The following is a 12933-nucleotide window of genomic DNA, read 5'->3' on the forward strand; positions in this document are numbered from 1 at the left end:
GCTCGCCAAAAGCCACGGCGCACGCTGGCCGGATCCTGTCCACCCGGTGACCACCTGTGGACATCGGAGAGCACGCCGAATCGTCTACAGTCGACCTCGGAAGGCCCGGAAGCAACGAATCACCGGCGCTCGAAGCCGGGCGTGGAGGGACACCATGAAGCAGCGCAATCTTGCCTTACCGATTCGGCGCGCAGGTCGATACGCGTTCCTTTTGCTGAGCGCGGCGCTCGGCGGGTGCTCGGACGAAGCGGAGACGCCGGCCGGGCCGCCCGAGATCTTCGAAAACCCGCCGGAGCTCGCGCCGAACGCGGCGGGGGTCCACGAGCTGCGTCTCGCGCCGAGCGAGGTGAAGATCGGTGGGAAACGATATTGCCTGCGGACGTACAATGGCTCGATTCCAGGGCCGACGATCCGCGTCGCGGCAGGGACCGATCGCAAGGTGCGGGTCAACCTGCACAACGATTTCGAGCGATCCGATTATCGGCTCGTGGCCGGCGCCGCGAATACGTCGGCGGTCACGTGCCACGATTTCAACCTGACGAACCTGCACGCGCACGGCTTGCACGTCCAGCCGAACTACGCGACACCCGCGGCGGGGGATTCGTGCGAGGGCTCGGGCTGCGGGCCGGACGCGCGGTACCACGCCGACGACGTGCTGCACGAGGTGCCGCCCGGCGAGATGGCGCAATACCGCTGGGATCTCGACGAGGACGGGACGCACCACGCGGGCTTCAACTGGTATCACCCGCACATCCATGGATCGACGGCCATCCAGGTGACGAACGGCGCCGCGGGCACGCTCATCATCGAGGGGGATCTCGACGAGGTGCCCGGGATCGCCAAGGCGAAGGAGCGAATCATGGTGCTCGGCGGCGTGCCCATCAACGTCGAATCGACGCGGCCGCTCGCGGACGGAGAGGCTTGCTCCGAGGACACGCTCTCGGCGAACGATTTCGAGGCGGCGGAGGACGATTCGAAGCCGACGCTCGTGAACGGCAAGCTCCTGCCGCACATCAAGACGTCGCCGAATCAGGTCGAGCGCCTGCGGATCGTGCACGCCGGCACGCCGAACGAGCTCGGGATGAAGCTCCACCCGTCGGAGGATCCGACGTGCGGCTCGTTCGACACACTGCATTCGATCGAGATCACGCAGATCGCCCGCGACGGCATCACGCTGCCGAAGTTTTACGTGAGCGATACGATGTGGGTATCCCCCGGCTATCGTATCGAGGCCGTCGTGAAAATGCCGGCCGAGAAGACGACGCTTTGCCTCGTGGGACGGCGCCCGTCCGATCTGGCCGGGAGCCTCGTGGCGATCTTCGACGTGGATCCGGAGAACGGGGCGCCGACGGAGACGAACATGCCGGAGGAGTCGGCCCTCGCGGCCATCGCGCCGCCGACGACGTTCATGGGCAAGGTCGACGGCCAGATGATGGAGGCGAGTTGCGAATCGGTCGACAAGATCCACCAGAAGATCGCGCTGCTCGTCCCGACGCCGGGCGAGCAGCCCGACCCGGAAAAACCCGCCGAGCTCGGATCGTGCAATCCGAGTGATCACATGCACGGCATCGATCCCGACGCGCCGACGTGCATCTGCCCCGCCCCGAACATCAGTTGTCGCCGCTTCGACGATCGGCGCGCCTGGGGATATCGCAGCGACCGGGTGATGGAGGTCGGCACGACGGAGAAATGGGAGATCCGCGCGTTCGACGGGCATCCGTTCCACATTCACATCAATCCGTACCTCGTCTGCGCGAACGATTCGAACAAGGAGCCGAACTTCCCGCACTGGCGTGACACGTTCTGGGTGCAGGCGGAGGACGGGCCGCGGCAGATCTTGACGAATTTCCGCAAGTTCTCGGGGCAGTTCGTGCTGCATTGCCACAAACTGAACCACGAGGACATGGGCATGATGGAGCTCGTCGAGATCTGCCCGGAGGGCGATACGGCCTGTCTTTGCCAGGGCACGGACGCCGCCGGCAATTGCATCAGCCAGGCCGGGTGCAAGGCCGAGGATCTCCAGTGCCAGTTCGCCAAGGAAGCGACGGACGCATTCCCGCTGCCGCCCGCGCCGAATCCCGCGCTCTGCGGTCCGTGATCCCGAGCGCCCGCGACGTCAGCCCCGGCGCGCCGATTCGCCCGCGCGCCGGGCCATCACGTCGACCTGGGCGTCGAGCTCCTTCCGCTTCTGCATTCCGCGCTTCGTGCTGCGCCACATGAGGACGAACGACAGGACGAACGTGCCGAGGAACGAGAGCCACATCTCGCCTCGCGTGACCTCGGGCCCCTCGGGACGGCCCAGGGCGATGACCGCGACGACGGCGGCGAGGACGCCAAAAAAGACGAGGAACACCGAGACGCCGACGAGGCGATCCCCGGCCTTCGCGGCTCGATCGTAGCTCTGCGCTTGCTCTCTGTCCGCGCGATCTTTCGAGGCGCGCGCCTCGCCGAGCAGGCTCGCGGCGAGCGAGAATGGGACGAGGAGGCGGCTTCGGCAATGTTTGCAATCCGAGATGGCCTCGCCGGCGCGGAACGAATGCATGGCGCCGCACCCGTCGCAGCGGACGATCCCCGTCGCGGCGAGGTGCTCGAGGTCCGGGAGATCGTACATGATGCCCCAGCCGCGCGTGAAAGCAGCGAGCGACAGAACCCAGCCGCCGAACAGAATGCCGAAATAGAGGAGCGGGAGGCCCACCCCGGCCTGCCCCGTGATGGCCCCCGCGACGAAGCCGAACGTGAGAAAGGTGGCAAAGCCGATCGCGCCGAAGATGACGGGCTTGGCGGCCTTGGCGTTTTGCTCGTAAAATGCTGCGACGAACCGCGCCTGCAGCTCTTTCCTGGCCACGGCGACGACATCGCCGACGTAGGCGAGCATGGCCTTGCGGAGGCCTTCGTCGAGGGGCGTGACGGCGCCGCAATGGCGGCAGCGGACGCGGGCGTCGCCGAGCTCGATGGGCAAAGGCGCGCCGCACGTCGGGCAGGTGGGCGCGCGTCCGCGGATGGGCTCCTTGGCGTGCGACGTCATTATGGGCGTTTGGCGTATCACGCGGGGCGCGCGGAGAGCAAGTCGCCTCGTCCCCTACCCTTCCCGCTCGTTCTGGCGTACGGTGGGGCATGCGCCGGATCGGATTCGTTTCGCTCGTGCTCCTCGCCGCGGCCTGCGCCGAGCCGACGGCAGAGCCGGGGACCCCGAGTGCTTTCCAGGAGCCGCCCTGGCTCGTCGTCCGCGTCGACACGGTGGAGGTGACGCCGCTCCGGCCAGGCACGCAGGTGCCCTGGGACGACATCGAGCCCCAGCCGACCGACGGCACGGCGTGCGGCATGCTCGGCCGCGTGATGGCCACGACCGATCCGATCACGGGCAAAGGCGCCGAGGCGCTCTGCCCCATCGATCCACGCCCGCGGCCCGCGAACGCCGACCCGCGGCTGCCCGATCTCGTGGTGCTGCTCGGCGTGGGCAGCGCGGCCCATTACCAGACGCCGACCGCGCACGACTCGATGCAAACGACGTTTCATGGCGAATTCGTGATTCCGACAAATTCGATTCCGGCCGAGGGCATCACGCTGGCGGTGGTGGATCGGGACGGGTCCGGGGCGGAGGTGATCGGCGGGGTGAAGCTCGGCCGGCAGGAGCTGCTCGCGGCGCAGGCGACGCGGCCCGTGTTTTCGATGAGCGGCGGGGGCGTGATGCGGATGGATCTCGCCGTGATGGCCTATACGAACCCGATGGAGACGGCCGAGGCGGCGGTGACGGCGCAGGCGGGCGGCGCGCTCGTGTCGATGCGGCCGATTCGCGCGGGCGAGGTGGTCGAGATCTCGGCGCGAGGGCAATACCGGATCGGGACGGGTCGCGGCGCGTGGATCGATCCGCGCGGGTATTTCGAGAACGAGCCACACGACCCGAACTTCGAGAACGAGCCGTTCCGATCGGCGCCGCACGGGGCCGGCATCGCCGCGGTCGGAGGCGGAGACGCGCGAATGGGTGCGATCGTCGCGCCTTGCGCGAGGTTCGTGGCGCGCACGCCCGGGCTCGTCTGGGTGGGGCTGAACGACGGGGATCCGCGCAACAACGAGGGGAACGCGACGTTCACCGTGAAGGTGGCGGGGCCGCTGCCGGCCGAGTGGTCCGAGGGGAAGACGACGACGCCGTGCGGGACGTTTCCGTGAAGGGTCAGCGCAGGGCTTCGTCGATGGTCTTCGCGACGAGCGTCTGATCGAGCCAGCGGTCGAGGGTCTCGAGGTCGGTCGTCCCGTTGATGCGAGCTTCCTGGGCTGCGTCGAGGGTGAGCCCGCGCTTGCCGAGCTGACGGCGGAGAACGGCGCGCGCGTGGGTGAGCTGGCCTCCCTGACGCACGGCCTCCAGGCTCTCGTAGCCGCGGCGCTGCAAGAGGTTGCGCAGCGTGACCTCGTGCGCAGCCTCGCGGTCGTACAGGGCCTCGACGGGGACGGGGTTCTTCAGGATCCCCGGCGCCTCGAGGGATTCGCCCGGCCGCACGGTACGAACCTTCTGGCCCGGCGTGTACACCTCGACCCTTCGCGGGCCCGTGAGCCATACGACCCACACGTGCTGCGTACCCGCCGCGAGGAGCTCGGCGATCTTCGATTGCAGCTCTTCCTCGTCCTGCCCGCGATCCGCGTATTCCACCGCGAGCGGCGGCGCGCCCTGCACCCAGCCGGGCACGTCCGGCACGTTGCCCACGGCCACGTCCGGCGCGCGCATCGTCCCCGGCTCCGGGGAAAACCCTGCGTCCACGCCTGCCTGCTCGACGGCCGGATCCGTCTCCAGCACCGTGCCGCCGAGCAGGTTCGCCCGCGCGCCGCGCCCGCCCGTCGGCAGACACAGGATCGGATGGCCATTCGAGAGCTCGTACGGGTCTCCCGAGCGGAGCTGCTGGGCCTGAAACGGGCCGGGGGCGAAGAGCTTCGTCGGGCGCATCGTCACGTTGAAGACGATACCACGAAAAATGGCGGGGAACAGGCTGTTTTTGTGACGTCGAGGGGCCAAAAAGCCGAGACAAACGGGCCCGTCGACACACCCCCCCGACTACTTCGGCGCCGCGGGCGAGATCGACTCGACGAAGAGCCGCCCGTCCCGATCCGAGAACGTGAACGACACGTCGTCGCCGACCTTCACGTCGCGCAAAAGCTCGGGCTTGGCGACCTCGAACATCATCGTCATCGCCTTCATGTAGCCGGGGATGTCCTCGTGGGCGATCGTGATGTTGTCCTTCTTCTCGCCGATCGCGCGCACCTTGCCGCGCGTCGAGTACGTCGCGCTCGGGGCGGCGGTCGGGACGGCGCCGCCGCCGGAGGGCTCCTGCGAGCGCGAACAGGCAGGCGCGGCCGCGAGCAGCACCGCCGCGATGGTCAAAAGGACCGTCGGGCTCGTTCGATGACTGGAAATCAGGCGCATGCGGATGCTTTACCACCGAGGAGGCCAAAGCGGGAGCAGAAGCGAAGGCGGAGGCCGGCGCGGCAGCGGGGGCGGACGAACCTAGCCCCGCGGCGCGGGCGCATGCAGGGCAAACGCGGCGCCCTGCGGGTCGTCGCAGACGGCGACAAGATCGCCGCTCGGGAGCTGCCGCGGAGCGAGCACCTTGCCTCCGTGCGAGCGCACCTTGGCGAGCGCTTCGTCGAGATCCTCCACGTGGAAATAAAAGAGCCAGTGCGGGTGGACGTGGGGCAATCGAGCGCTGCTGACCATACCACCCACGCTCGGCCCGCCTTCGTCCCACGAAAATTTCAAATACGCGCCGAGCTCCGAGCCGAGATCCACGGTTTCGGTCTCCTTCCAGCCGAAGAGGTCCGAATAGAGGGCCCACGCACGCGCATGGTCCCGCGTGTTGAGGTCGTGCCAGACGACCACGTCGCCGCTCGGGGTGTGGATCGACGAGACGAGCGCGAGGACCGAGCCGAACGGGTCGCGCAGGATCACGCGCGTCGCGCCGCTTTCGAGCGTGCGCGTCGGTCCGAGCTGCTCCCCTCCTTCGGCGAGGATGCGACGCGAAAGGCCCTCGACGTCACGAACGGCAATATGCCCGAGCCAATGCGCCGGAGCGCCCCGGGCCGCGGCGCGCTCGGGCAACGGCGAACATCCGGCCATCGGTCGGTCGCCGCGGAAAAACAGCGGTCCTTGCATTCGAAACCCGAGCACGTCGGTATAAAACGCCTGCGCCGCGCCCGTGTCCGTCGTCCTGAGCTCGTACCAGCAAAACCCGTTCGTCATCGTCGTTCGCCTCACTCGACCCGCACCAGGGCGAGCCCTGAAGAACCGCGCCTCGCCCGGTTCTTCCCACAGGCCGATGGCAAGACCAGGAACAACGTTGCCGCTCGAAGAGATCCCCCTCTTCGTTGGCAGGCTCTCTCGCCGGTCTTGCCTCGACCTATTCGATGAACTGCGCACCGCGCAGTTCATCGACCCCGAGTCCAGCGCTTGCGCTGGTCCGGGTCCCGGGGCGGATAGCCCCGGGTGGGGCCTGGGGCAACGCCCCAGCGCAAGCGGTTCGAGCACCGCTTCCTCGGCCGCTTCCGCTCGCGCGCCGGCCATCCCGTGGTATGGGACGGCTTCGTGAGCGCCATCTGGTTCGTCTACAGCCCCCTCTCGCCCCGCGCGATCGCCGCGCTCGCCGACGAGTACGAGCGTCACCTCGAGGCCTACATCGACGAGCACGTCGATCGGATCGACGAGGACGAGAGCGTGCCCGAGGTCGCCGCCGGCGGCGAAATCCCGCCCGTCTCCGAGCTCCAGGCGGCCTACGCGCTCGCCAAGCGCTCGCTCCCCAAGCCCATCCTCGCGCGCTACCGCGCCTGCAAGTCCGTCCTCACGCTCGACCGGGCCTCGGACCTCGAGGTCGGCCCGTGCCGCGGCCTCGTCTCGACCTTGCGTTACCTCCTGCCGCGCGCCGGCGAAGGCGCGCTCGTCTTTCCGAACGACGTGCCGCTCGTCCCCGTCGAGGAGATGCTCGCCCGGATCGAGGACAAACGTGGCCTGCCCGGGTTCGACGGCGACGAGGACGACGAGGACGACGACGACATCCCGGCGAAGGGGAAACCGAAGGGCAAGACGAAGGAGGCGCCGGGCCAGGTGCGCGCGCTGCGCGTGCTCGCGTCCCTCGAGGGGCTCATGAACGATCCGGAGCTCGCCCTCGATCTGCGCGGCACGCTGCAGCGTTCGTCGAAGCTCGCGCAGCGGTACGCGGCCCTGCTCGTGGAGGACGGCGCCGTCTCCGACGCCAAGGCGAGCAAGGAGCTCGGCGTGACCGTGGAGGAACTCACCAAGATGGCCGATGAGCTCGATCGGACCCTGCTCGCGCTGAAGGACTAGCCGCCACGCGCAGGACAGCACGAGAACACCTTTCCGGAGACAGTCGCGAAAACGTGGGGTAGCGTCGCACACCCGCTCTCGAAGTCATGACCAAGCGCCGCATGCAACAGCTCGATCTCTTCGGAGGTTTCGAGCCCCCCGCCCCGCCTCCCTCCGCGCCGATCAAGAAGGGCCGCGACGAGCCGCTCGTCTGGGTCGCCGAGGTCTGGCTGCTCCGTGACTACGACGCGTCCGAGGCGTCGATCATCCGGCACCTCACGCTGCGCAAAGGCCTGAACGTGCTCTGGGCCCCGCCCACGCCCGAGGACATCGAGAACCGTCTCGGCGACGGGCAGATCACGGGGCACACGGCCGGCAAGACCACGTTCTGCCGCATGCTGCGCTACCTGCTCGGCGAGCACCGGTTCGGCACGACGCGCGGGCAGGAGAAGATTCGCGAGGCGCTGCCGGACGGCTGGGTCGTGGCGACGATCGTGGTGGGCGAAGCGCGCTGGATCGTGGGGCGTCCGTTCGGGCTCGGTCTGCATCCGTTCGCAGCGCGCGGGATGTCGTTCGCAGAGGCGCTCGCCGAGCGTGGGCGCGGCGGGTACCAGGATTTCCTCGCGGACATCCGGCGCGTGGTGATGGAGCCCGTGCCGGTGAAGGAGCTGCCGCATCAGCGCGAGCCGATCGCGTGGGAGCACGTGCTGCCGTGGATGACGCGAGATCAGGAGTCGCGGTTCGCAGGGCTCGTGGAGTGGCGGGATCCGTCGAGCGAGTCGGAGAGCCCGCGGCTCGTGACGGACGATCGGCACGTGGTGCTGCGGGCGCTCTGCACGCTGATGTCGGACGAGGAGAGCGAGGCGCAACGTCGCTACGAGGATCTCGCGCTGGAGAAGCAGAGCCTCGAAGAGCGAGCGCCGAGGCTCGCAGATCGCGCCGCAGAGGATCGGCGCAGGCTCGCGCGGCTGCTCGGGGTCGAGGACGACACGAGCGACGCAGGGCCGCTGTTCGCAGCGCGCTTCCGCGAGACGGTGGCGCGGCGGAAGGAGAACGTCGCAGCCGCAGAGGAAGCGCTCGCAGCGCAAGCGCTCGCAGTGGAGCAAGCCGAGGAGGCCGCGCGGCAAGCAGCCGAGGCATGCGGCGTGCGGGTGGAGGCGCTGCGCGAGGCAGAAGCGCGTCGCGAGGAGGCGAAGCGGCCGAGCGAGAAGAAGCGCGAGGCAGAAGAAGGAGCGAAGGCGCCGCTGCCGGTGCACGCAGGCGTGTGCAGCGTGCCGCTCGACGTGGCGATCGCGAAGGGCTGTCCGCTCGCGGCATCGCATCCAGCCGCCACGCCGATCACACGCGAAGGAAAGAAGGCGCTCGCCGAGGCGGTGATGGAAGCGAAGCGCACGCTCGCGGAGGCACGGTCCGCGCAGAAGGAGGCAGCAGCCGAGCACGCGCGGCAGCGAAGCGCGTTGTCCGCAGAGGAGAAGCGCATCGCACGGGAGCGAGCAGCGATCGAGGAGGTCGAGCGTCTCTACGGCTACATGACAGCAGCCGAGCGCGAAGCAGACGCGAACACGGAGCGGCTCGTGGTCGTGGCAGACGCCGTGAAGGCCTCATCGGAGCGTCAAGCAGCACTACGGCGCGAGCAGGAGGAAGCCGAGGCAAGGATCTCGGAGCGGTTCCGCGAGGTCGTGCGAGCCTTGCTCGGCGATCACGTGGAAGCACGCGTGGAGGTGAAGGGCCGGCGGCTCGAGCTACGCGTCGAGGACCGCGGCGAGCGAGACGGCGCAGCGATGCAGACGATCAAGCTGCTCGCATTCGACCTCGCAGCGATGAAGCTCTCCGTGGACGGATACGGTCAACTCCCCGGTCTGCTCGTGCACGACGGGCCACGCGAAGCAGACATGGACGGGCGCATCTACGAGCGGCTGTTCCTCTACGCACGGCACCTGGAGGAGAGCTCGAACGGTTCGCCCGCGTTCCAGTACGTCGTGACCACGACAGCACCGCCGCCGAAAGAAATGCAGAAGGCGCCGTACCTTCTAGAGCCACTGCTCGACGCGTCGAAGCCTGAAGGCCGGCTGCTCAAGATGGATCTCTGAGAGGGCATTGCCCCGCAGGCTTTTCCTGGGCCGCTGCGCCGGGGCGCTGCCCCGGGCCCCGCGGGGGCTGTTCGCCCCTCGACCCGAACCAGGGCAAGCCCTGGACCTTTGGGGGAAAAACTGCGCTACGCGCAGTTTTTCCCACAGGCCGGTGGCAAGACCGCGGAGGTCGGTTTCAGGCGGAACCGTCAGCGCTGCTGTCTTGGCTGGCGGGGTCGTCGCCGGTCTTGCCACCGGCTGTTCGATGAACTGCGCATCGCTCAGTTCATCGACCCCGAGTCCAGCGCTTGCGCTGGTCCGGGTCCAGGGGTGGACAACCCCTGGTCGGGGTCCGGGGTGAAACCCCGGCGCTACGCTACAGCCGGCGAATCAATGGCTCGCGGCGAAGAGGCCGGCGCAGCAGCCGATCAGGTTGTCGCACTTCGCGTACGTCGGAGCGCAGGTCCCGACGACCTCACCGTTGAAGCGGCAGGTGCACGTGCCTCCGGGTTTCGTGTCGCAGTCCGATTCGACGAGCGCGCCGCTGCATTCGTTCGTGCAGTTGCAGTGCCCGGCGGATACCTGGCAGTTGCCGAAGCTCGTGCATGGGGCTGACGCCACGCAGGTCTGGAAGGCCTCGACCTCGTCGGTGCATACTGGCGGGAGCTCGCTGCAGTTTGGCGGCGGCGAGGCGTTCTGCGTCGAGCAGGTGATGACGGCGCCGAGGCTTGGGGCGCAGGAGCCCACGGCATCGAGGTTCGTTTTGCAAATGCTGACGCACGTGGCCACGTCCTCCGTGCACCCCAGCTCGGCCTGTACGCTGCAATAGGACGAACAAACCTCGGACGGCCCTGGGTCGATCGGCTCGTTCCCGCCTTGTCCGTCGCGATCGATGACGACCTTGCCGCCGCAGGCTGCTTCGAAGACGAGGATGCCCAGAGCGGCGATGATGTGAAAGCTGCGCATGGGCGCGCGTTATGACACGAGGCGGACCGATGTATCCGTTTTTTTGCCGCGTCGCCTCGTTTCAGGTGCTCACGGATTGTCGAGGATGATTCGCTCGGGCGGGAGATCCTCGGGTTGACGCGGCGTGGTCCCCTCTGGCTCCGGCAATGCGGGCGGCAGGATGGGCACTTCGGGCTGCACGGGCACTGGACGAATTGGACCAGGTGCGGCTGGCGGCGCGGGCGGGTCGATGTATTCCGGTTGCGGCATTTCGGCGCCGCGTGGGCCACAACGGCCGCCGAGGCTGCCCACGGCGTCGTTGTAATAGTTGACTGCGTCGACAGCGTGGCCGTGTGCGTCGATCTTCGTGGCGCGACCGACGGCCGTCATCACGAGGCCGATGACTTCGACGCCGATGCCGCCGAGCAAAAGGCCCCACATGAGGTCGGGGTCGCGCTGGTAGGCGAGGCCGGCGAGCCCGCCCATGCCGCCTACGCCGAGGGTGATGCCTGCGATGGTGAGCCCTATGGCCGTGTCGCCTGCGGACTCGGCTGCGAGTGCGTGCCGCTCGGCGTCGGGCACGCAGGCTACGTATTCGGCGAGGCCTCGATAACGCACGCCGGTCGCGACGATACCTTGCGGCGAATGAACCTGGAATTCGTTGTCGTAGCGGAGTGTGAGCTCGTTCGGGGCGAGCACGCGCGGCTCGACGACCGTGAGGCCGGATCCGCAGCCTGCGAGTGCGAGCGCCGAGAGCCCGACGACCATGAATGCATGACGCGCGCTCATTGGGCTGCCTCCGCAGGCTGGGCCACGCACGGCGAGTCGGGCAGACGCGCGAGGTCGTTGTATGCATTGACTTCGTCGATTGCATTCGCGACGTCGCCCTCGGGCTCCGGACGGCTGAGGCCGAGGCTCAGCGTGATGATCGGGAGCGTCAGGAGCGCGACGACTGCGAGCACGACTGCGGCCTTGCCCAGGTCGCCGCCGCCGCCTCCCCCGCCTCCGCCGCCGCCGCTCTTGCCGCCGCCGCCCTTGACGCCGCCGCCCCCGCCCGGCCCGCTGAAGCTGCCCGAACTGCCGCCCGAGGAGCCGCCGACCGTGGGGTCCGCCGGCGCCCGGCTGATGGTCCGCGGGGCGTTCGAGGCGCCGCCGGAGCTCACGATGATCAAGGGCGCGGGGCGAATCCGGATCCAGGGACGGTAATAAACGACGCCTGTCGATCCCCCGTAATACGTCGAATATTCCTTCGGGTCGGCCGGCAGGTTCCGGACGGCCTCGCTGCAGTTCGGCTTCGAGATTTCGCTCGGCATCGAGGCGACGACGTGATCGTCGTCCCAGAGGACGCGGGCGCGTCCGTCCTGCGGCGGCACGTAGTCGGACGTGTAGCTGCCGCAACCGGAAAGGATCCCGAGGGACCCGGCCACGAAGATTGCCTTGCTCGCGCCCCACGGGCTCGCCATCGCCATACGCGGCACCTCTGCAATTGCATGTTTTCGCACCGCCACAGCGCCCCGTAAAGGACAATTTGCCAGTTCCGCGCCTTCTCACGTAGACTCCGCCCTCCCATGAAGCTCGGCGTCCGCGCGCTCCTCGCAGCAGGCCTCATCGTGAGCGCCACGCTCGCGCCCTCGCCCGTCCACGCCGAGGAGCCCATCGCGAACGCCGAGGCGAAAGCCGGCGCCCGCGCCGCCACCGAGAAGGGCACGGCCGCGTTCAAGGAGTCGCGTTACGACGAAGCCGTCGACATGTTCCTGCGCGCCGAGGCGCTCTTTCACGCGCCGACGCACGTGCTCATGCTCGCGCGCTCGTACGTCGCCCTCGGAAAGCTCGTCCTCGCGAAGGAGGCCTACCTCTCCGTCGTGCGCGAGGTCCTCGGCCCGAAGGCGCCTGCCGCGTTCAAGCTCGCCAAGGTCGACGCCGAGAAAGAGCTCGCCGAGCTCTCGCCGCGGATCCCCTCGCTCCAGGTGAGCACCACGCCCGAGGCGAAAAACGTCGTCGTCACGGTCGATGAGAAGCCCCTCCCCGCAGCTCTGCTCGGCATCCCGAGCCCGATCGATCCGGGCACGCACCTCCTGCGCGCCACGGCCGAGGGCATGGCGGCGCCCGAGAAGAGCGTGACCATCAAGGAAGGCGATAAAGCGGCCGTGGTGCTGGAACTCGCGCCCGTCGCGAACGCCGAGCCGATCACGCCCGCGCAGCCGCCCGTGGGGCCGACGGTGCCCGGAGATGGGCGGGAGCAGTCGCCCGGCAAGACGAGCCCGGGGCGGATCGCGGGGGTCGTGCTGATGGGGCTCGGCGTGGCGGGGCTCGGGGCCTTCGGCGTATTCGGGGGGCTGTCGCTGGCGAAACGCGCGGAGGCGGACGAGGCGTTCGACGCGTGCGGCGTCGGCTGCTGGGGCGCGCCGGCGGACGCGGTGCGCGCGCTCGACGACGACGCGAACAAGAAAGGAACCATCGGGATCGTCGGCCTCGCCGCGGGCGGCGCATTGGCGATCACCGGCGTGGTGCTGTTCGTCGTCTCGAAACCATCGCCCCGGAAAGCGCCGGCGAAGGCCCACGTGACCCCGTGGATCGGGCCTCGAGGCGGCGGCGTCGTCGGTCGATTTTAGGTTT

The 12933-nt window shown here is 68.7% G+C and carries 12 protein-coding genes; 5 read left to right on the forward strand and 7 right to left on the reverse strand.

Going from position 1 to position 12933, the window contains the following annotated elements; all coding sequences use genetic code 11:
* The first annotated feature begins 154 nt into the window (after window positions 1–154).
* Window positions 155–2098 (forward strand): multicopper oxidase domain-containing protein, encoded by a 1944-nt coding sequence (locus QHF84_RS38125; RefSeq protein ID WP_281318465.1) that lies wholly within the window; start codon window positions 155–157, stop codon window positions 2096–2098.
* An 18-nt stretch (window positions 2099–2116) separates the two neighbouring features.
* Here QHF84_RS38125 and QHF84_RS38130 read toward each other — a convergent pair whose 3' ends face one another.
* Window positions 2117–3025, reverse strand: coding sequence for a zinc ribbon domain-containing protein (locus tag QHF84_RS38130; RefSeq protein WP_281318466.1), 909 nt, complete (start codon window positions 3023–3025; stop codon window positions 2117–2119).
* Window positions 3026–3114: 89 nt separating this feature from the next.
* Between QHF84_RS38130 and QHF84_RS38135 the strand changes: the two genes are divergently transcribed.
* The gene (locus tag QHF84_RS38135; protein ID WP_281318467.1) at window positions 3115–4167 is read left to right on the forward strand and encodes a C2 domain-containing protein; all 1053 of its coding nucleotides are present in this window, start codon (window positions 3115–3117) and stop codon (window positions 4165–4167) included.
* Window positions 4168–4171: 4 nt separating this feature from the next.
* Here QHF84_RS38135 and QHF84_RS38140 read toward each other — a convergent pair whose 3' ends face one another.
* The 3 genes from QHF84_RS38140 to QHF84_RS38150 all read right to left on the reverse strand — a co-directional run bounded on the left by QHF84_RS38140 (window position 4172) and on the right by QHF84_RS38150 (window position 6226).
* Window positions 4172–4936 carry a Uma2 family endonuclease gene (locus tag QHF84_RS38140; protein WP_281318530.1) on the reverse strand — a complete coding sequence of 255 codons (765 nt, stop codon included), beginning with the start codon at window positions 4934–4936 and terminating at the stop codon, window positions 4172–4174.
* 108 nt (window positions 4937–5044) lie between these two features.
* Window positions 5045–5413 carry a copper-binding protein gene (locus QHF84_RS38145; RefSeq protein WP_281318468.1) on the reverse strand — a complete coding sequence of 123 codons (369 nt, stop codon included), beginning with the start codon at window positions 5411–5413 and terminating at the stop codon, window positions 5045–5047.
* Between the two features lie 81 nt (window positions 5414–5494).
* Window positions 5495–6226: a VOC family protein gene (locus QHF84_RS38150; RefSeq protein WP_281318469.1), complete on the reverse strand. Its 732-nt coding sequence runs from the start codon at window positions 6224–6226 to the stop codon at window positions 5495–5497.
* A 243-nt stretch (window positions 6227–6469) separates the two neighbouring features.
* Between QHF84_RS38150 and QHF84_RS38155 the strand changes: the two genes are divergently transcribed.
* Window positions 6470–7324, forward strand: coding sequence for a hypothetical protein (locus QHF84_RS38155; RefSeq protein ID WP_281318470.1), 855 nt, complete (start codon window positions 6470–6472; stop codon window positions 7322–7324).
* Between the two features lie 86 nt (window positions 7325–7410).
* Window positions 7411–9393, forward strand: coding sequence for a hypothetical protein (locus QHF84_RS38160; RefSeq protein ID WP_281318471.1), 1983 nt, complete (start codon window positions 7411–7413; stop codon window positions 9391–9393).
* 369 nt (window positions 9394–9762) lie between these two features.
* Here the strand turns inward: QHF84_RS38160 and QHF84_RS38165 are convergent, their stop codons facing one another.
* From QHF84_RS38165 to QHF84_RS38175, 3 genes are all read right to left on the reverse strand, one after another.
* On the reverse strand, window positions 9763–10338 hold the full coding sequence (locus QHF84_RS38165) for a hypothetical protein (protein ID WP_281318472.1): 576 nt from the start codon (window positions 10336–10338) through the stop codon (window positions 9763–9765).
* A 69-nt stretch (window positions 10339–10407) separates the two neighbouring features.
* Window positions 10408–11106: a hypothetical protein gene (locus QHF84_RS38170; protein ID WP_281318473.1), complete on the reverse strand. Its 699-nt coding sequence runs from the start codon at window positions 11104–11106 to the stop codon at window positions 10408–10410.
* Window positions 11103–11786: a hypothetical protein gene (locus QHF84_RS38175; protein ID WP_281318474.1), complete on the reverse strand. Its 684-nt coding sequence runs from the start codon at window positions 11784–11786 to the stop codon at window positions 11103–11105. The genes QHF84_RS38170 and QHF84_RS38175 overlap by 4 nt, the downstream gene beginning before the upstream one ends.
* Window positions 11787–11885: 99 nt before the next feature.
* On the opposite strand from QHF84_RS38175, the gene QHF84_RS38180 reads away from it, so the two are divergent.
* A complete protein-coding gene (locus tag QHF84_RS38180; protein WP_281318475.1) occupies window positions 11886–12929 on the forward strand; it encodes a hypothetical protein in 1044 nt (347 codons plus the stop codon).
* Window positions 12930–12933: the final 4 nt, after the last annotated feature.

It is taken from the genome of Polyangium sp. y55x31 (assembly GCF_029946505.1).
Taxonomy (GTDB): Bacteria; Myxococcota_A; Polyangia; order Polyangiales; family Polyangiaceae; genus Polyangium.